Source organism: Craurococcus roseus (assembly GCF_039523795.1).
Lineage (GTDB): Bacteria > Pseudomonadota > Alphaproteobacteria > Acetobacterales > Acetobacteraceae > Craurococcus > Craurococcus roseus.
The window spans coordinates 1-17428 of sequence record NZ_BAAAFZ010000101.1; the positions used below are offsets into that span (position 1 = coordinate 1).

A 17428-nucleotide genomic window follows, 5' to 3' on the forward strand; every position below is an offset into this window, starting at 1 on the left:
GAAAGCCGACCCAAGCGCCCCAGGGCAGGCCAGGGTTTCAACAGAGCAGGTCGAGCTCAAAGGAGAGGGACAACCAAGCCATGGCCGGCAAGGACCCGACTGTGAGAATGAAGTCGGACATCAAGTAGGTACGGGCCAACCGGACAGCGCTCGAGAGGTAAGCTTCCTTGGCCGCCCTGTCGGGCAGCACGAAGACGGGCGCCGGCACGGCTTCGACCACTGGCGCCTCCACCAGCCAAGTCCCGTCGGGCTGCGCCTGGCACAAGCCCTCCAGCCACCTGCGAAGCTTTTCGTTCATCACCCGTCGTCAGGAGCCCGCCAAGGTCGACGCCCCTGGCCGCTCGCTTCGCTATTGATCCGGGTGTTCATCGCACCGTCGCCACCACCGGGCAAGGCCGTTGCTTTACCGCAAGATAAGCCCGCCATCCGGACCCGGCCCGGTGGCCCTCCCCCGCCCCCCCTGCTATACCGCGCCGCGAAACGGAGGGGCCCCCTTGGCCGCCCCGACACCCCGAGGACTCCCCACCCGATGGCGCGACGCCGACAGCTCTACGAGGGCAAAGCCAAGATACTGTTCGAAGGCCCGGAGCCCGGCACCCTCGTCCAGTACTTCAAGGACGACGCCACCGCCTTCAACGCGCAGAAGAAGGGCACCATCACCGGCAAGGGCGTGCTGAACAACCGCATCAGCGAGTACCTGATGACGCGCCTCAACGAGATCGGCGTGCCCACCCACTTCATCCGCCGCCTCAACATGCGCGAGCAGCTCATCCGCGAGGTGGAGATCGTCCCGCTCGAGCTCGTGGTGCGCAACATCGCCGCCGGCAGCCTGTCCACGCGCCTCGGCATCCAGGAAGGCACGCGGCTGCCGCGCTCGATCATCGAGTACTACTACAAGAACGACGGGCTGAACGACCCGCTGGTCTGCGAGGAGCACATCACAGCGTTCGGCTGGGCCTCGACGCAGGACCTGGACGACATGGTCGCCCTGGCGCTCCGGGTGAACGACTTCCTTTCCGGCCTGTTCCTCGGCGTCGGCATCCAGCTCGTGGACTTCAAGCTGGAGTTCGGCCGGCTGTGGGAGAACGACGAGGTGCGGATCGTCCTCGCCGACGAGATCAGCCCGGACAACTGCCGCTTGTGGGACACCAAGACCGGCGAGAAGATGGACAAGGACCGCTTCCGCCGCGACCTCGGCAACGTCGAGGAGGGCTACCAGGAGGTGGCGCGGCGCCTCGGCATCCTGCCCGAAGCCGGCGTCCGCGACCTCAAGGGCCCTGAGCTGATGCAATGACCGCGAGCCCCAACGCGATGATCGGCGGCGCGGTGGAGGCGGCCGTGGTGTTCTGCGCGGTCGTCGGCTTCTTCGCGCTGATGTCGGTGTTCGGCCTGTTCCCGCAGGAGACCGTGCCCTTGCTGCTCGCGGTGCTGGGCGCCTTCGGCTGCTACATCTACGGCCGCCACGGCAGCCGATTCGGCCGGAAGGCGCCATCCCCATGAAGGTGCGCGTCACGGTGATGCCCAAGGCCGGCGTGCTCGACCCGCAAGGCAAGGCCATCGGCCACGCCCTCGACTCGCTCGGCTTCGGCGGCGTGGGCGAGGTGCGGGCCGGCAAGGTGATCGAGCTGGAGCTGGCGGAGACCGATCCGAACGCCGCCAAGGCCGCCGCGGAGGACATGGCGCGGCGCCTGCTCGCCAATTCAGTGATCGAGAGCTACCGGGTGGAGATCGCCCCGTGAGCGCCGTCCGGTGAGGGCCGCCTGACGTGGCGAAGATGTCGCTGCTGCTCATGGCGGTGCTCACCGTGCTGGTCTTCATGGGGCTGCGCTGGCGCGAGGAGCGCATGGCGTCCGCGGCCAAACCGGCGCCGAAGGCCCCGCGCCCCGGCTGGCTGGCGACCCAGAAGCGCGCGGCGAACCGCTGGGTCACGGCGGCGGCCATCGCCGCGCTGGCGACCATCGTCCTGCTCGGCGGCATCCATTGGGTCCGTGAGCTTTCGGGAGGCTGGTGACAGGATGCGCGCCGCCGTCGTCGTCTTCCCCGGCATCAACCGCGAGCGCGACATGGCGCTCGCCCTCGCGCGCGCTTCGGGCGGCGGCGGCAAGCCGCTGATGCTTTGGCACGGCGAGGCAGCCTTGCCCGAGGGCCTCGACCTCGTGGTGCTGCCCGGCGGCTTCTCCTACGGCGACTACCTCCGCTGCGGCGCCATGGCGGCGCACTCGCCGATCATGCGCGCGGTCAAGGACTTCGCGGCGCGCGGCGGGCACGTGCTCGGCGTGTGCAACGGCTTCCAGATCCTGTGCGAGGCCGGGATGCTGCCCGGCGCGCTGCTCCGCAACGCCTCGCTCCGCTTCCTGTCCATGGACTGCTGGATGCGCGTGGAGCGGGCCGACACGCCCTTCACCAACCGCTTCCGGCCGGGCGACACCTTCCGCGCCACCATGGCCCACGGCGACGGCAACTACTTCGCCGACGAGGGAACGCTGGACCGGCTGGAGGGCGAGAACCTGGTAGCCCTCCGCTACGCCACCCCAGCGGGCGAGGCGACGGAGGCGGCCAACCGCAACGGCAGCGCGCGCGGCATAGCCGGCGTGCTCTCGCCCAACGGGCGCGTGCTCGGCCTCATGCCGCACCCGGAGAACCAGGTGGACCCGGCCATCGACGGAACGGACGGGCTGCCTTTGTTCGAGAGCTTGACCGGGACCTTCGCCTCGGCTTGAGGCCGGAGCGCCCCGGCGGTCCGCGCCGGGGCCATCGCCGCAGCGCAACGGCGAGCGGGCCGGAAACCAGCGCTCCGGCCCTTGGCACACCGCTTGCGAGCCCTCCCGCCACCAGCGCGATCGGGCTTGCCGCGGCCAAGCGTTGACCAAACCGCAGGCAGGCCCGGGCGCGACGACGCACAACGGGAGCGCACCGCATGAACCGCCGCCGCCTGCTCGGCCTCTCCGCCGCCCTCCTCGCCGCGCCCGCCATCGCGGCCCGCGCCCAGTCCGGGCCGTGGCCGACGCGGCAGAGCATCCGTCTGGTCGCCACCTTCCCGCCCGGTGGCCTAGCCGACACCATCGGCCGGCTGGTCGCCCCGGCGCTGGGCTCGGCGCTCGGGCAATCAGTGGTGATCGACAACCGCGCCGGCGCCGGCGGCACCATCGGCGCGGACATCGTCGCCAAGAGCCCGCCCGACGGCTACACGCTGGTCATCAGCCACGCCTCGCCGCACGGCTTCGCGCCGGGCATCTACCCGCAGCTCCCCTACGACCCGGTGGCCGACTTCACCCACCTGGGGATGCTGGTGGACACGCCGAGCGCTTGGCTCGTCACCGCCAAGTCGCCGTTCCGGACCCTCGACGACCTGCTGGCGGCGGCGCGGCGCGGCAGCGTGCGCTACGGCTCCTCCGGCGTCGGCTCCTCCGGCCACCTGCTGGGCGAGGTGCTGGCCAAGGACGCGCGCGCGCCGCGGCTCGACCACGTGCCTTACCGTGGCAGCGCCCCGGGGTTGCAGGACCTGATGGCGGGGGCGATCGAGAGCCTGATCGACCCGCTCACCACCAACATGGGCATGCTGCGCGACGGCACCCTGCGCGCGCTCGCCGTCACCACGGCGCGGCGGATGCCGGCGCTGCCCGAGGTGCCGAGCTTCGAGGAGCTGGGCTACCCGCGGATGACCGCCGGCGTGTGGATCGGCCTGTCCGGCCCGCGCGGCCTGCCGGCGCCGATCGCGGAGCGGATCACGGCGGAGATCCCGAAGATCCTGAGCCGCCCCGACCTGCGGCAGCGCTTCGACGAACTGGCGAGCTACCCGCCGGAGCAGCCGCTGCTCGGCGCCGAGTACGCGCGCTACATCGCCGACTTCGCCAAGCTCTGGACCGGCGTGGCGCGGGAGGCGAACATCACCGCGTCCTGACGGCGGGCGCCGGCGCCGCCGCTCACCGGACGCGGGCGTAGAGGAAGCAGTCGCGCGGCTCGTCCGCGAGGTTCGGGCAGAGGATGCGCCGCCGCAGCAGCCCTTCGCGGGCCAGCCCCGCCTTCTCCATGACCCGGGCCGAGGCCCGGTTCTCCACGTCGCACAGGGCGCTGATGCGGAACACGCCCGGTTGGGCGAGCGCCCAGTCCGCCACAGCGGCGAGCGCTTCCGGCATGAGGCCCCGCCCCCACCAGCGCCGCGCCAGCACGTAGCCGAAGCCCATCCGGTTCGCGTCGTCCCGCCGCAGGTCGAAGGCGCCGCGCACGGCGCCGTCCTCCCGGCCCGCCAGCACGTAGGTCCGCGCTTCGTCCGGCCGCTTGGCGAGGCACCGGGCGATGTAGGCGTCGGTGTCGGCCCGGCTCCGGTGCGGCCGCCAGACGAGGAAGCGCGCGACCTCCGCGTCCCGCGCGTAGCCCTCGAAGATCGGTCCGGCGTCGGCTTCCGCGATCAGCCTCAGCGCGAGGCGGGCCGTTTCGAAGCCGTCCGGGAGCGCGGCGCCACCGCTCATCCGCAGGCCCCGCCGCCGAAGCGCCGGCTGCTGCCGCGGGCCGTCAGCGCTTCACGCCCCGCCTTTGCCGGCGCGCGCCGGCGCGGGCGCGAAGGCCACCGGCGTCATCAGGCTGTTCTCCTGCTTGATGAGGTAGCCGGCCTCCGCGCTCTTCTCCAGGAACGCGGCCCAGCGCGGGTCGGCCTGCATGGCGGCGCGGCGCTTCGCGCGGTCGGCCGCGTCCTCGTAAACCCAGATGTGGACGTAGACGTTCACGTCGCCGGTCTCGGTGACGAGGTAGGCGAGCGGCAGCATGCCCAGGTGCTCGGTCTGCGCCGCCCAGCCGTGCTCCTGGTAGAGCGCGAGCTGCTTGCGGATGGTGCCGGGGCGGCAGGTGTAGGTCCGGTGGTCGAGCAGCATGGCGTTCCCTCCTCCGCGGAACATCGCCGCGCCGGGGATCGTCCGGCGAGCGGTCGCGGGGCATCGTCACCGGTCGGCGGTCAAGCCGTCAAAGGGCGCCAGACGCAGGCCAGCTCGACGTGGCGGTGGCCGTCCGCTTCTTCCGAGCGTTCCACGCCTTCGGCGGCGCCGAGTCCGTGGTAGAAGGCGCGGGCGCCCTCGTTCTCCCGCAGCACCCACAACCCGGCAGACGCCATCCCGCGCCCGGCCATGAAGGCGAACAGCCGCCCCATGAGCTCGCGGCCGATGCCCCGGCGCTGCGCCCGGCGCAGGACGTAGATCGCCGTGACCTCGCCCTCAGCGCCGATCGGCTCGGAGGGCGCGGGCCGGCGGCAGGCGGCGAAGGCGGAAAGCCCTGCGTCGTCCTCGGCGACGAGGAGCAGGCGGTCCGGATCGCGGGCGTCGCACCAGCGCCGCCACATGTCGGCCCGCCGCTGCGGCGACAACCCGGCGAGGGTCGCGTCCGGCAGGAGGCCGGCATAGGTCTCCCGCCACGCGGCGACGTGGACTTCACCGATGGCGTCGCAATCTTCGCGCGTCGCTTCCCTGATGCCGTACATGCGGGCGCCTCCAAGGCCACCGGCGCGGTCGCGCCCGCGCCGCAGAGTCGCAATCCTGGCGCCCGGAGAGCAGGGCGCGCCAAGCGATCTCCGCATACCTGCCAACCCGGCACCGGGCAGCAGCCACCCCGTCGCTGCACGATTCGGAGCGGGCCGGCGGCGTTCTCGCGCGGTCGCTGCGGGCCGCGTTCCTGCCCACCGGCCGGAAGCGCCGGGGCGGGGGCGCCCCCTTCTCCTTCCGCCGCCGCCGCAGCCGGGCCATCCTGCGCCCCTCCCCGTCGAGGCCCCGCATGACCGTCCCCACCGACCCCGCGCTGATGACCGCCGAGACGCTGCTCGCCCTTTACGCCCGGCGCGCGCTGTCGCCCGTCGAAGCGTTGCAGGCGGTGTTGCACCGGGTGGCGGAGATGAACCCTTGGGTGAACGCCTTCGCCGCCATGAACCCACGCGCCGTGGTGGCGGCCGGGGAGAGCGAGGCCCGGTGGACGGCCGGGCGCCCGATGGGGCCGCTCGACGGCGTGCCGGCGACGGTGAAGGACCTGCTCAACATGGCCGGCTTCCCGACCCGGCGCGGCAGCCGCACCACCTCAGCCGAGCCGGCCACGGAGGACGCGCCGGCGGTGCTGGGCCTCAAGGCCGCCGGCGCCGTCATCATCGGCAAGACCACCACCACGGAGTTCGGCTGGAAGTCGCCAGGCGACTGCCCGCTGCACGGCATCACGCGCAACCCGTGGAACCGCGAGCGCACGCCGGGCGGCTCCTCCTCCGGCGCCGGCGCGGCGGGGGCGGCGTGCTTCGGGCCGTTGCACCTAGGCACGGACGCCGGCGGCTCCATCCGCATCCCCGCGGCCTTTTGCGGGCTGGTGGGCGTGAAGCCCTCCTACGGCCGGGTGCCGCAATGGCCGCACGGCGCCTTCTCCGGCGTGGCCTGCGCCGGGCCGATGGCGCGCACGGTGCGCGACGCGGCGCTGATGCTCTCCGCCATGGCGCAGCCGGACATCCGCGACCCGTTCTGCCTGACGGACGAGCCGCGCGACTGGCGCGCCGGCATCGAGGAGGGCGTGTCCGGGCTGCGCGTCGCCGTGGTGCGCCGCCTCGGCTTCGACCCGCCGCTGGACGCCGAAGGCGAGGCGGCGCTCGCCGGCGCGGCGCGCATGCTGGAGGAGGCGGGCGCCGTCGTGGAAGAGGCCGACCCGGGCCTGCCCGACACCCGCGCCATCTTCGCCCGCGTTTGGGGCGTGGCGCTGGCGCGCTTGGTGGCCACCGTTCCGCCCGAGCGGCGCGAGATGCTCGACGCCGGCCTCATGGACGTGGCTGAGCGCGAGGGCGGGATGAGCGCGGTCGATTTCCTCGGCGCGGAAGCGCTCCGGATCGAGGCGGCGCACGTCATGGCCCGCTTCCACCAGCGCCACGACCTCCTGCTCACCGCCGCGACCCCGACGGCCGCCTTCGCCGCCGACCAGCCCACCATCAGCCCGCGCGAGGCGCTGTGGCGCGACTGGGCGCCCTGGACCTCCGCCTTCAACCTGACCCGCCAGCCGGCGGTGAGCGTGCCGGTCGGGCTCGACGCGGAAGGGATGCCGCGCGCCGTGCAGGTCGCGGCGGCGCTGCACCGCGACGACGTGGCGCTGCGCGGGGCGCGGGCCATCGAGCGGGCCGCCGCCGTGCCCGACTCCCCAACGGCCTTGCCGAACGCGGCTTGATCCGGCTTTCTGCCGGCCGGGAACGGAGCTGGGTGGAACGATGCGGTTGGTGACCTTCAGGCGTACGGGGAGACTCGAGCAGCGCGCCGGCGCGCTGCGGGAGGACGGCGGCATCGTGGACCTCGCCGCCGCGGACCGGCTGCTGGAAGGCGGCCTCCTCGCCTTGATCGCCGCCGAGCCCGCCCTGCTGGAGCGCGCCCGCGCCGTGGCCGCGCACGCGCCGGCGGTGGAGGACGCGGTGCTCTGCGCCCCCCTGCCGCGCCCGGCCAAGAACATCTTCTGCGTCGGCAAGAACTACCACGAGCACGCCAAGGAGTTCGCCGGCTCCGGCTTCGACGCCACGGCCAAGGAGGTGGTGCCGGAAGCGCCGGTGGTGTTCAGCAAGCCGCCCACCAGCGTCATCGGCCCGGGCGAGCCGATCCCGGCCCACCTCGACCCGACGAACTCCGTGGACTACGAGGGCGAACTGGCCGTGGTGATCGGCCGCGGCGGGCGCGGCATCCGCAAGGCGGACGCGCTGGGGCACGTGTTCGGCTACACGGTCGTCAACGACGTCACCGCGCGCACGCTCCAGCACAAGCACCGGCAGTGGATACTCGGCAAGGGCATCGACGGCTTCTGCCCGATGGGACCGGCCATCCTCACCGCCGACGAGGTGCCGGACCCCGGCGCGCTGCGGCTCACCACGCACGTCAACGGCGAGAAGCGGCAGGACGCGCCGGTATCCGACCTCATCTTCGACATACCCACGCTCATCGAGACCATCAGCGCCGGCATCAGCCTGGAGCCGGGCGACATCATCGCCACCGGCACCCCGGCCGGCGTGGGCATCGGCTTCGACCCGCCGCGCTTCCTCAAGAGCGGCGACGTGGTGCGGGTCGAGGTGCCGGGCATCGGCGTGCTGGAGAACCCGGTGGCATGAGGCGCCGCTCGCTGCTGGCCGCCTCCGCGCTGCCCTTCGCCACGCCGGCCGCCCTCGCGCAAGGCGGCGATTTCCCCTCGCGCGCCGTGTCGATGGTCGTCGCCTTCCCGCCGGGCGGGCAGGCCGACGTGGTGGCCCGCCCGGTGGCGGCGGCGCTGGAGCGGCACTGGCGCCAGCCCGTGCCGGTGGTGAACCGCCCCGGCGCATCGGGCGAACTCGGCAACGCCTCCGTCGCCCGCGCGGCGCCGGACGGCTACACGCTGCTGATGGCGCTCTCGTCGCTCGCCGTGCTGCCCGAGGCGGCGCGGCTGTTCGGACGGGCGCCGGCCTACGAGCTGGACCAGTTGGCCCCAATCGCCCTGTTCACCGCGGACCCGACGGTGCTGGTGGTGCCCGCGTTGTCGCCCTGGCGCACGCTGGAGGAGTTCGTCGCCGCCGCGAAAGCGCGTCCGGGCTCCATCAGCTACTCCTCCGCCGGCAACTACTCGGCGCTGCACGTGCCGATGGCCATGCTGGCCACGGCGGCTGGCCTCGACATGCTGCACGTGCCGTTCCAGGGCGGCGGCCCGGCGTTGACGGCGCTGCTCGCCGGGCAGGTGCAGGCCTTGTCCAGCGGCCCCGGCCCGGCGGCGCCGCACATCCGCGACGGCAAGCTGCGCCCGCTGGCATGCTGGGGTGCCAAGCGGCTGCCCGAATTCCCCGAGGTGCCGACCTTGATCGAGCGCGGCTTCCCGGAAGCCGAGTACTACATCTGGACCGGCGTCTTCGCCCCCGCCGCTACGCCGGCGCCGGTGCGCGAGGCGTTGCGCGCCGCTATGGCGGCGGCCGCGGCCGACCCCGAGTTGCGCCGCGCGGTGTCGGCGTCGGGCAACACGCTCGACCACCGCGACGGCGAAGCCTTCGCGGCGTTCTTTCGCAACGACAGCGCGCGCTTGGCGCGCGCCGTCCAGCGCATCGGAAAGGTGGAGTAGGATCGCATGTCGGGTGGTGGCGGCTACGCCGAGGCGTTGATCGTCGAGTGGCTCGGTTCGCAGCGGGACGCCATGCTCGACGCCCTGCGCGAGATGGTGGACACGGACGGCGGCAGCTACGACAAGGCCGGCGTGGACGCCGTGGGCGCGCAGGTGCGGCGCTTCCTGGAAGGCAGCGGCATCCCGGTCGAGACGGTGCCGCGCGAGCAGTACGGCGACTGCCTCAAGGCGCGCGTCGAGGGCGGCGATGCCGCGACCGGGCGCGGCGGCAACGCGCGCCGCTCCGTGGTGCTGATGGGCCACCGCGACACCGTGTTCCCCAAGGGCGAGCCGGAGCGCCGCCCCTTCCGCGTGGAGAACGGCCGCGCCTACGGCCCCGGCGTCGCCGACATGAAGGCCGGGCTGGTGATGAACATGTTCGTCCTGGCCGCCTTCAAGCGCTTCGGCGGCGCGCCGGCGCCGCTGCTCGGCCTGTTCACCGGCGACGAAGAGATCGGCTCCCCCGAGGGCCGCGAGGTGATCGAGTCCGTGGCGCGCGAGGCGCGGGCGGTGTTCAACTCCGAGCCCGGCCGGCCCTCAGGCGGCATCGTCACCGGCCGCAAGGGCGGCGTGTTCTCGTTCTTTGAGATCGAGGGCAAGGCGGCCCACTCCGGCGGCAACTTCGAAGCCGGCGTCAGCGCCATCGAGGAGTTGGCGCGCAAGGTCCAGGCGCTGCACGCCATCACCGACCTCAAGCGCGGCATCACCCTCAACGTCGGCTTGGTCAGCGGCGGTCAGAGCGTGAACACCGTGGCGCCCTACGCCACGGGTCAGATCGACCTCCGCTACGTCGAGCGCCCCGACCGCGACGAGGCGATGGGCCGCATCCACGAGATCGTCGGCCGCTCCTTCGTGCCCGGCACGCGCGCCAAGCTCACCATCCGGGGCGAGTTCTTGCCGTTGACGCAGAACCCGGCCAGCGCGCGCCTGTTCGAGGGCTACCGCGAGGCGGCGGCCGACAGCGGCCTCGACATCCGCGGCGAGTTCTCCGGCGGCTGCGCCGATTCCGGCTTCACCGCGGCGGTCGGCGCCCCCACGCTCTGCGCCGTCGGCCCGATCGGCGGCAAGGCGCACAGCCCGGACGAGTACCTGGAGGTCGGCAGCATGGTGCCGCGCGCGCAGGCGCTGGCGCGGGCGATCCTGCGGCTCGACACGACGGGCGTGTAGCGAAAGCGAACAGGAGACAAGCCGTGGCCTTCCCGCTGCCCGAGTCCAACCCGGAGGCGCTCGGCCTCGACCCGCGCCCGCTGGACCGCCTCTGCGCGACCATCGAGCGGCACATCGCCGAAGGCCGCCACCCCGGCGCCCAGGTGGCGGTGGCGCGGCACGGCAAGCTGGCGCTGTGCCGCTCCTTCGGCCGGGCGCGCGTCGAGCCCGACGCCCCGGCCGACGCGCGCAGCCTGTTCCTGCTCTATTCCAACACCAAGGTCCTCACCACGGCCGCGCTCTGGATGCTGGCGGAGGACGGGCTGCTCCGCTTCAGCGACACCGTAGCCCAGCACCTCCCCGGCTTCGAGGCGCACGGCAAGGGCGACATCACCGTGCTGCAACTGCTGACGCACCAGGGCGGCTTCCCTTCCGCGGTCGTGCCGGAGGCGGCTTGGGAAGACCACGACCTGCTCCGCCGGACCGTGTGCGGCTTCACCCTGGAGTGGACGCCCGGCTCGCGCGTCGCCTACCACCCCGCCCCGGCGCACTGGACCGCGGCCGCGCTGATCGAGGCGCTGGCGGGCGGCGAGGACTTCCGCGCCTTCGTCCGCCGCCGCGTCATCGCGCCGCTGGGTCTGGGGGACGAGTTGTTCGTCGGCCTGCCGGACCCGGAGCACGGCCGCGCCGCCGGCATCTACGACCCGCCGGAGGAGGGCACCCGCCGCTTCCCGCCCCGGACGCCGGAGGACACCGCGGAGGGACGCCGCGCCGGCATCCCCGGCGGCGGCGGCTACGGCAGCGCCCGCGCCATGGCGGCCTTCTACCAGATGCTCGCCAACGGCGGCGCCATGCCCGGCCCAGGCGGGGCGCGCGTGCTCTCCCCCCGCATGGTGGAATTCGTCACCCGCGACTTCACCGGCGATCGGGTGGACGAGTACATGGGCCTCGCCATGCACCGCGGCCTCGGCCCGCACTCGCGCGGCGAAACGCCGAAGATCCGCGGCCTGGGCGCCATCGCCCACCCGCGCACCTTCGGCCATGGCGGAGTCGGCTCCTCCTATTGCTGGGCCGACCCGACCTCCGGCGTTTCATTCGCCTTCTTGTCGAACTGCCGCCAGTCCGAGCCCTTCCACAGCGAGCGCATGGACGTCCTCAGCAACCTCGCCCACGCCTCCATCCTGGAGGTGTGACGGGCCGCCCCCCTTTGCGCGGAGGGCGCCTTGCGCGTAGTACGCCCCGCCGGGACGTGCAAAGGGCAGGAGATGGCGGTGGCTGATACGGTCGAGGTCGCGGGCCTCAAGGTGGCGGGCGCGCTGCACGCCTTCATGGAGAACGAAGCCCTGCCCGGCACCGGCGTGGAACCGGCGCGCTTCTGGTCCTCCTTCGCCGCCATCGTCCGCGACCTCGCCCCCGAGAACGCCGCCTTGCTGCGCAAGCGCGACGAGTTGCAGGCCAAGCTGGACGCCTGGCACCGCGAGCACCCGGCCAAGCCGGTGGACCTCCAGGCATACACCGCCTTCCTGCGCGAAATCGGCTACCTGCTGCCGGAAGGGCCGGACTTCCACGTCGGCACGACCGGCGTGGACGCCGAGATCGCGCGGGTGGCCGGGCCGCAGCTCGTGGTGCCGGTGTCCAACGCGCGTTACGCACTGAACGCCGCCAACGCCCGCTGGGGCAGCCTCTACGACGCGCTCTACGGCACGGACGCCATCTCGGAGACCGACGGCGCCGAGCGCGGCCGCGGCTACAACCCGACGCGCGGGCGCAAGGTGATCGACCGCGCCCGCGACGTACTCGACGGGATGGCCCCGCTCGCGGGCGGCGTTTCGCACGGTGAGGCGGCCGGCTACGCCATCGTCGCCGGCGCGCTCCAGGTGACGCTCAAGGACAAGCGCACCGTCGCCCTCGCGCGACCGGGCCAGTGCATCGGCTACCACGGCGAGGCCGAAGCGCCCTCCGCCCTGCTGTTCGTGAACAACGGCCTGCACGCCGAACTCCGCATCGACCGGACCCACCCCATCGGCAAGGACGACCCGGCGGGCGTGGCGGACCTCGTCATGGAGAGCGCCGTCACCACCATCATGGACTGCGAGGACTCGGTCGCCGCGGTGGACGCCGAGGACAAGGTCCTGGTCTACCGCAACTGGCTCGGCCTGATGCGCGGCGACCTGGAGGCGAGCTTCGAGAAGGGCGGCCGCACCGAGACGCGGCGCCTCCACCCGGACCGCACCTACCAGACGCCGGCCGGCGGCGGCGTCACCCTGCACGGCCGCTCGCTCATGCTGGTGCGCAACGTCGGCCACCACATGATGACGGATGTGGTGACGCTCGACGGCCGGGAGGTGCCGGAGACGATCCTCGACGCCGCCTGCACCGCCGCCATCGCGCTGCACGACCTGCGCGGCAAGCACCTGAACAGCCGCGCCGGCAGCGTCTACATCGTCAAGCCCAAGATGCACGGCCCGGAAGAGGTCGCCTGGGCCGACAAGCTCTTCGCCCGTGTGGAGGACATGCTCGGCCTGCCGCGCGCCACGCTCAAGATGGGCATCATGGACGAGGAGCGCCGCACCACGGTGAACCTCCGCGAGTGCATCCGCGCCGCCAAGGACCGCGTGGTGTTCATCAACACCGGCTTCCTCGACCGCACTGGCGACGAGATCCACACCGACATGGAAGCCGGCGCGGTGGTGCGCAAGAACGACATGAAGGGCGCCGCCTGGATCAAGGCCTACGAGGACAACAACGTGGACGTGGGCCTCGCCTGCGGCCTGCGCGGCCGGGCGCAGATCGGCAAGGGCATGTGGGCCGCGCCCGACATGATGGCGGCCATGCTGGAGCAGAAGGTCGGCCACCCCAAGGCCGGCGCCAACACCGCCTGGGTCCCCTCCCCCACCGCCGCCACGCTGCACGCCCTGCACTACCACGAGGTGGACGTGGCCGCGCGGCAGGACGAGCTCGCCCGCGGCGGCAAGCGCGCCAAGCTCGACGACCTGCTGACGGTGCCGCTCGCCGCCAACACCAATTGGTCGCCCGAGGACGTGCGCTCGGAGCTGGACAACAACGCCCAAGGCATCCTCGGCTACGTGGTGCGCTGGATCGACCAGGGTGTGGGCTGCTCCAAGGTGCCCGACATCAACGACGTCGGGCTGATGGAGGACCGCGCCACCTTGCGCATCAGCAGCCAGCACATCGCCAACTGGCTGCGCCACGGCGTTTGCACGGAAGACCAAGTGATGGAGACCATGCGCCGCATGGCCGCCGTGGTGGACCGCCAGAACGCCGGCGACCCGCTCTACCAGCCGATGGCGCCGAGCTTCGACGGCCCGGCCTTCAAGGCCGCCTGCGACCTGGTGTTCAAAGGCCGCGAGCAGCCGAACGGCTACACCGAGTTCATCCTGCACGCGCGCCGGCGGGAGGCGAAGGCCGGCGCGGCCTGACGCCGCCGGCCGGCGGCCGCGCCGATCACGGCGCCGGCTGCTCAGCCGTTCCGCTCGACGGCGACTGTCCAGAACGGGATGCGCTTGATGCGTGTGGGCCAAGGTTTCGAGCCCCAACCAAGCGCTTCCCGATCGAAATAATCGGCGAGATCGCTCCCGTAGTGGATGACATCGCTTTGATGCACCGAGAACACCGGGTTGCCGCTCTCGAAAGGCTCGGATGGCAAGTACCTGTGCGAATGGATCGGCACCAGCTTCGGCGCCTTTGAGAATTCCGCTTGGAGGAGTTCGCGCCGCTCCTCACGCTTAGCGGGCCGTTCGCCCCATTCCGGCCACCACAGGCCGTTGCGCTCGACGTCGAACAAGAAGCCTTCGAAAGGCCACTGCAGACGCTCTTCGATGACCGCTTCATCCGTGTGTACCCAATCGATCATCCCTCGGCCGCCCGAGAGGATCGGGCGGCGCTCCAAGAGCATTTCCACGAGGTCGGGAGGGAAGCGCAGGCCCCACTTGGCTTGAGCGTCGTCCAAGTCCGCCGACGTGTAGCCTGGGCCCCAATCCAAACGGTCAGGCATTCCGGCTCACCGCTTCGACTCCGGCAGCGCGGCTGACTTGGAACCGGCGTGCAGCCCTGTTCCCGAGGCCAGCGCCTCCGCTAACGCCCGCGCGGCGCGGAGGCCGCTCTCCCAAGCGCCGCCGACCGTGCCGGCGTAGCGCTCATGGCAGGCTTCGCCCGCGAAGCGCAGCCTGCCGTCGGCCACCGCCGCGTCGCGCAGCACGGCCCGCGCGCCGGCGTGCCCGACCCGCGCGTGGCTGTAGGCGCCGCGGAACAGCGGGTCCTCCGCCCAGCGCGTCACGGCGGCGCCCGGCCGGAAGGCGCGCTCCACCCGCGCCGGGCCGAAGAAGCGCGCGAGCTCGGCGCGGGCGAAGGCGTCGGCCGCCCCCGGCCCCTCCCGCGCCAACTCCCGAGAAGCTTCGCCGCCGATGTAGGCGATCGCGTGGTCGCGCCCGAACGGCCAGCAGATCCAGGAGGCGGGCCGGTCCCGGTCGTGCTCCACGCGCCGCCCGAGCCGCCCGAAATCCGGCAGGTCCAGCCTGTCCGCGCCGGCGGCGCGCAACGCCACCTTGGTCACCATGCCTTGCGGCAGCCGGGCGACGGCGTCGAGCACCGCCGGCGGCAAGGCCGGGTCGAAACGGATGGCGCCCGCCGCCAGCACGCCGGTCGAGACGGTGACGACGCACCCACGCGCCCTCACCCGCCCCCTCGGCCCTTCCAGCTCGACGGCGCCGCCGGGCCCGCCGGTCCGCACGACGTTCACCGGCGTCCCCAGCGCCACGTCCAGGCCCTCCGCCTGTCGCGCCACCAGCGTCCCCAAGCCCTCGCGCACCTGCGGGTTCCGCCCGACGAGCGCAGTGGCGACGTAGTCGCGCAGGCTGTCGCACCGGGCCTCCACGCCGCTGATGATGGCGCCGAACCAGTGCTCCACCGTCGCGTCCCAGAAGCCGCCGCGGGGCACCGCGTCGGAGAGCGGGATGTCCGGCCCGCCCTCCGCCGCGCGCCGCTCCGCCGCCGCCTCCCAGGCCTCCGCCGCGGCGTCGTGCGCGGCCTTCTCCTCCGGCGTCGCCGGGCGGTCGCCGATCAGCAGTATGTCGCGCCGGCGCCGCCCGGGCTCCTCGTGCAAGGTGAAGCCTTGCCGGAGCGCGATGGGCGTCAACGGGTTGTTGTCGGCGTCGTGCAGCCAAGCGGCGCCCCGATCGAAGGGCGCGCCGAGCGACTCGGTGTCGGTGAAGGCCCGGCCGCCTAGGCGCCCCGAGGCTTCAAGCACCACGCAGCGCAAGCCGGCGTCGCGCAAGGCCAGCGCCGCGGCGATGCCGGCCGCCCCGGCGCCGACCACCGCTACGTCGAAATCCTCCGAACTCATCGGGCCTGGAACCGCACCGCCTCCCCCGCGCCGGGCGCCACTTCCAGCCGCCCCTGCCGCTCCAGCCGGCGGAGGTGCGCCAGCGTCTCGCCCACGGTGAAGCCGATCTGCGCCATTTCCTGCGTCGCGCGCGGGAACAGCACGCCGGCCGCTTCGAAGGCCGTCAACGGCTCCTTGCAGGCGTCGGCCAGCATGTCCAGCCGGTCCGCGTGGTGCGCCGCCAGGGCATCCAGCCGCCGGTGCAGGCCGTGGAAGGGCTCGCCGTGCGAGGGCAGCACCAGCACGTCTTCCGGCAAGGCGCGGAAGCGCTCGTTGGATTGCAGGAAGTCGCCCAGCGGGTCCGCCTCCGGCTCGCCCGGGTGCAGGCCGATGTAAGGCGAGATGCGCGGCAGGATCTGGTCCGCCGAGATCAGCACGTTCCGTTCCGCGCTGTGCAGGCACGCCATGTCGGGCGCGTGGCCGGCGCCGGTCATCACCGTCCACTCCGCGCCGCCGATCCGCACCGGCCGCCCGTCGCGCAGCGCGTGGAAGGAGCGCGGCAGCTCCCCCACCGCCCGCTGGTACAGCGCGCCCCGCCCCTCGACGAACACGATGTACTCCGCCGGGCAGCCGGCGCGGGTGTAGTGCGCCACCTGCTGCGCCATCATGTCCGGCCCGGAGTCGTACCAGAGCGCCCGCGCCATCAGCCACTCGATGCGCGTCATGTGCGGCAGCACGCCGAAGCGCCCGCACAGCCAGCCGGCGAGGCCGATGTGGTCCGGGTGGAAGTGCGTCACCAAGAGCCCGGTGAGCGGCTTGCCGCCCAGCTCCGGCGAGGCCAGCACCTTGTCCCACAACTCCCGCGTGAAGCGGTTCGACACGGAGGCGTCCACCGCCATCCAACCGCCCTCGTGCTCCAGGAACCAGATGTTCACGTGGCTCGGCGGGAAGGGCAGCGGCATCCGCGCGCGCAACAGGCCCGGCCGCACGGCCCGGACCTCGCCGGGCGGCGGCACCTCGGCGCCAGGGTCCGCTTGTGTGTCGGGCATCGCGCCTTCTCTTCGCAGGAGGGAGGGGACCGGGCCGCCCGGCGCGGGCTGGCGGAGCCGGCAAGGTAGTGCCGCCCTCGCCGGCCTGTCCATCGCCGGGCGGGTCAGCCGGGCCGGTCCCCTACGCCGCCGGTCGTAGGCAGCGCCCGCGCGCCGAGGAGCAGCAGCGCGCCGTCGGCCAGGAAGGCCAGCGCCGCCGTCGCCGCCGCGCCTTGCAGCACGAGGAGCTGGTTCTGGTTCTGCAACCCGAGCACGATCGGCGTGCCGAGCGTCTCCGCGCCCGCCAGCGCGCCCACCGCGGCCGTGCCGATGGAGGTCGCCAAGGCCACGCGCAGCGCCGACAGCACCACGGGCGCCGCCAGCGGCAACTCCACCTCGCGCAACGCGCGCAACGGCGCGAAGCCCAGCGCCACCGCAGCGGCCTTGGCGTCGGGCGGCACCGCCTCCAGCGCCGCCACCGTGCCGCGCAGCACCGGCATCACCGCGTAGAGCAGCAAGGCCAGCAGGGTCGGCGCCGCGCCGAAGCCGAGCACGGGAAAGGCGAGCGCCACCACCACCACGGGCGGCACCGCCTGCGCCGCGGCGACCAGCGCGTCGGCGAGCGGCCGCAACGCCCGCCCCGCCGGCCGGGTGACGGCCAAGCCGAGGGAGAAGCCCGCCAGCGCGCCGAGCAGCGCCCCAGGCACCGCCACCGCGGCGTGCGACGCGGCGAGTTCGAGCAGGCGGACTGTGGGGTACGCCCGCCCCGCCCCGCCGAGCGCGCCCCAAACGGCGGACGCGACCGGCGCCG

At 73.2% G+C, this 17428-nt stretch carries 20 protein-coding genes; 12 read left to right on the forward strand and 8 right to left on the reverse strand.

The features are described from left to right. Window positions 1–37: 37 nt before the first annotated feature. On the reverse strand, window positions 38–298 hold the full coding sequence (locus ABD067_RS24470; protein WP_343898040.1) for a hypothetical protein: 261 nt from the start codon (window positions 296–298) through the stop codon (window positions 38–40). 231 nt (window positions 299–529) lie between these two features. Between ABD067_RS24470 and purC the strand changes: the two genes are divergently transcribed. The 6 genes from purC to ABD067_RS24500 all read left to right on the forward strand — a co-directional run bounded on the left by purC (window position 530) and on the right by ABD067_RS24500 (window position 3901). After that, the gene (purC, locus tag ABD067_RS24475; protein WP_343898041.1) at window positions 530–1294 is read left to right on the forward strand and encodes a phosphoribosylaminoimidazolesuccinocarboxamide synthase; all 765 of its coding nucleotides are present in this window, start codon (window positions 530–532) and stop codon (window positions 1292–1294) included. After that, a complete protein-coding gene (locus ABD067_RS24480; RefSeq protein ID WP_343898042.1) occupies window positions 1291–1500 on the forward strand; it encodes a hypothetical protein in 210 nt (69 codons plus the stop codon). Before purC ends, ABD067_RS24480 begins: the two co-directional genes overlap by 4 nt. Next, window positions 1497–1739: a phosphoribosylformylglycinamidine synthase subunit PurS gene (purS, locus tag ABD067_RS24485; RefSeq protein WP_343898044.1), complete on the forward strand. Its 243-nt coding sequence runs from the start codon at window positions 1497–1499 to the stop codon at window positions 1737–1739. The genes ABD067_RS24480 and purS overlap by 4 nt, the downstream gene beginning before the upstream one ends. A gap of 35 nt (window positions 1740–1774) precedes the next feature. Beyond that, window positions 1775–2011 (forward strand): hypothetical protein, encoded by a 237-nt coding sequence (locus ABD067_RS24490; RefSeq protein WP_343898062.1) that lies wholly within the window; start codon window positions 1775–1777, stop codon window positions 2009–2011. A 4-nt stretch (window positions 2012–2015) separates the two neighbouring features. After that, on the forward strand, window positions 2016–2720 hold the full coding sequence (gene purQ / locus ABD067_RS24495) for a phosphoribosylformylglycinamidine synthase subunit PurQ (protein ID WP_343898045.1): 705 nt from the start codon (window positions 2016–2018) through the stop codon (window positions 2718–2720). A 197-nt stretch (window positions 2721–2917) separates the two neighbouring features. Further along, complete coding sequence (locus tag ABD067_RS24500) at window positions 2918–3901, forward strand: Bug family tripartite tricarboxylate transporter substrate binding protein (RefSeq protein ID WP_343898046.1); 984 nt, start codon at window positions 2918–2920, stop codon at window positions 3899–3901. Between the two features lie 22 nt (window positions 3902–3923). Here the strand turns inward: ABD067_RS24500 and ABD067_RS24505 are convergent, their stop codons facing one another. The 3 genes from ABD067_RS24505 to ABD067_RS24515 all read right to left on the reverse strand — a co-directional run bounded on the left by ABD067_RS24505 (window position 3924) and on the right by ABD067_RS24515 (window position 5467). Then, on the reverse strand, window positions 3924–4469 hold the full coding sequence (locus tag ABD067_RS24505) for a GNAT family N-acetyltransferase (protein ID WP_343898047.1): 546 nt from the start codon (window positions 4467–4469) through the stop codon (window positions 3924–3926). A gap of 51 nt (window positions 4470–4520) precedes the next feature. Beyond that, a complete protein-coding gene (locus ABD067_RS24510) occupies window positions 4521–4868 on the reverse strand; it encodes an NIPSNAP family protein (protein ID WP_343898048.1) in 348 nt (115 codons plus the stop codon). Between the two features lie 80 nt (window positions 4869–4948). Next, entirely contained in the window at window positions 4949–5467 is a 519-nt protein-coding gene (locus ABD067_RS24515) for a GNAT family N-acetyltransferase (RefSeq protein ID WP_343898049.1), read from the reverse strand. Between the two features lie 290 nt (window positions 5468–5757). Here ABD067_RS24515 and ABD067_RS24520 point away from each other — a divergent pair, with 290 nt between their 5' ends. From ABD067_RS24520 to ABD067_RS24545, 6 genes are all read left to right on the forward strand, one after another. After that, a complete protein-coding gene (locus ABD067_RS24520; protein ID WP_343898050.1) occupies window positions 5758–7170 on the forward strand; it encodes an amidase in 1413 nt (470 codons plus the stop codon). Between the two features lie 49 nt (window positions 7171–7219). After that, entirely contained in the window at window positions 7220–8092 is an 873-nt protein-coding gene (locus ABD067_RS24525; protein ID WP_456305264.1) for a fumarylacetoacetate hydrolase family protein, read from the forward strand. Beyond that, window positions 8089–9063 (forward strand): Bug family tripartite tricarboxylate transporter substrate binding protein, encoded by a 975-nt coding sequence (locus ABD067_RS24530; protein WP_343898052.1) that lies wholly within the window; start codon window positions 8089–8091, stop codon window positions 9061–9063. The genes ABD067_RS24525 and ABD067_RS24530 overlap by 4 nt, the downstream gene beginning before the upstream one ends. Before the next feature lie 6 nt (window positions 9064–9069). Continuing rightward, on the forward strand, window positions 9070–10269 hold the full coding sequence (locus tag ABD067_RS24535; RefSeq protein ID WP_343898053.1) for a M20 family metallopeptidase: 1200 nt from the start codon (window positions 9070–9072) through the stop codon (window positions 10267–10269). Window positions 10270–10292: 23 nt separating this feature from the next. Continuing rightward, a complete protein-coding gene (locus ABD067_RS24540; protein ID WP_343898054.1) occupies window positions 10293–11441 on the forward strand; it encodes a serine hydrolase domain-containing protein in 1149 nt (382 codons plus the stop codon). 78 nt (window positions 11442–11519) lie between these two features. After that, window positions 11520–13688 carry a malate synthase G gene (locus ABD067_RS24545; RefSeq protein ID WP_343898055.1) on the forward strand — a complete coding sequence of 723 codons (2169 nt, stop codon included), beginning with the start codon at window positions 11520–11522 and terminating at the stop codon, window positions 13686–13688. Window positions 13689–13729: 41 nt separating this feature from the next. On the opposite strand, the gene ABD067_RS24550 is transcribed toward ABD067_RS24545, so the two are convergent. From ABD067_RS24550 to ABD067_RS24565, 4 genes are all read right to left on the reverse strand, one after another. Continuing rightward, window positions 13730–14263 (reverse strand): hypothetical protein, encoded by a 534-nt coding sequence (locus ABD067_RS24550; RefSeq protein WP_343898056.1) that lies wholly within the window; start codon window positions 14261–14263, stop codon window positions 13730–13732. Between the two features lie 6 nt (window positions 14264–14269). Then, window positions 14270–15610: a flavin monoamine oxidase family protein gene (locus ABD067_RS24555; RefSeq protein ID WP_343898057.1), complete on the reverse strand. Its 1341-nt coding sequence runs from the start codon at window positions 15608–15610 to the stop codon at window positions 14270–14272. After that, complete coding sequence (locus ABD067_RS24560) at window positions 15607–16638, reverse strand: MBL fold metallo-hydrolase (protein WP_343898058.1); 1032 nt, start codon at window positions 16636–16638, stop codon at window positions 15607–15609. Before ABD067_RS24560 ends, ABD067_RS24555 begins: the two co-directional genes overlap by 4 nt. 104 nt (window positions 16639–16742) lie before the next feature. Further along, window positions 16743–17428: ABC transporter permease subunit (locus ABD067_RS24565; RefSeq protein WP_343898059.1), on the reverse strand; the 686-nt coding region annotated here is incomplete at its 5' end.

Excerpts from the sequence above, each read along its gene's own strand:
- ABD067_RS24560 (WP_343898058.1), bottom strand. The coding sequence starts at position 16,638 with ATGCCCGACACACAAGCGGACCCTGGCGCCGAGGTGCCGCCGCCCGGC.
- ABD067_RS24480 (WP_343898042.1), top strand. The coding sequence starts at position 1,291 with ATGACCGCGAGCCCCAACGCGATGATCGGCGGCGCGGTGGAGGCGGCC.
- ABD067_RS24535 (WP_343898053.1), top strand. The coding sequence starts at position 9,070 with ATGTCGGGTGGTGGCGGCTACGCCGAGGCGTTGATCGTCGAGTGGCTC.
- ABD067_RS24520 (WP_343898050.1), top strand. The coding sequence starts at position 5,758 with ATGACCGTCCCCACCGACCCCGCGCTGATGACCGCCGAGACGCTGCTC.
- purC (WP_343898041.1), top strand. The coding sequence starts at position 530 with ATGGCGCGACGCCGACAGCTCTACGAGGGCAAAGCCAAGATACTGTTC.
- ABD067_RS24530 (WP_343898052.1), top strand. The coding sequence starts at position 8,089 with ATGAGGCGCCGCTCGCTGCTGGCCGCCTCCGCGCTGCCCTTCGCCACG.
- ABD067_RS24510 (WP_343898048.1), bottom strand. The coding sequence starts at position 4,868 with ATGCTGCTCGACCACCGGACCTACACCTGCCGCCCCGGCACCATCCGC.
- ABD067_RS24550 (WP_343898056.1), bottom strand. The coding sequence starts at position 14,263 with ATGCCTGACCGTTTGGATTGGGGCCCAGGCTACACGTCGGCGGACTTG.
- purQ (WP_343898045.1), top strand. The coding sequence starts at position 2,016 with ATGCGCGCCGCCGTCGTCGTCTTCCCCGGCATCAACCGCGAGCGCGAC.
- ABD067_RS24505 (WP_343898047.1), bottom strand. The coding sequence starts at position 4,469 with ATGAGCGGTGGCGCCGCGCTCCCGGACGGCTTCGAAACGGCCCGCCTC.
- ABD067_RS24470 (WP_343898040.1), bottom strand. The coding sequence starts at position 298 with ATGAACGAAAAGCTTCGCAGGTGGCTGGAGGGCTTGTGCCAGGCGCAG.
- purS (WP_343898044.1), top strand. The coding sequence starts at position 1,497 with ATGAAGGTGCGCGTCACGGTGATGCCCAAGGCCGGCGTGCTCGACCCG.
- ABD067_RS24555 (WP_343898057.1), bottom strand. The coding sequence starts at position 15,610 with ATGAGTTCGGAGGATTTCGACGTAGCGGTGGTCGGCGCCGGGGCGGCC.
- ABD067_RS24490 (WP_343898062.1), top strand. The coding sequence starts at position 1,775 with ATGTCGCTGCTGCTCATGGCGGTGCTCACCGTGCTGGTCTTCATGGGG.
- ABD067_RS24515 (WP_343898049.1), bottom strand. The coding sequence starts at position 5,467 with ATGTACGGCATCAGGGAAGCGACGCGCGAAGATTGCGACGCCATCGGT.
- ABD067_RS24500 (WP_343898046.1), top strand. The coding sequence starts at position 2,918 with ATGAACCGCCGCCGCCTGCTCGGCCTCTCCGCCGCCCTCCTCGCCGCG.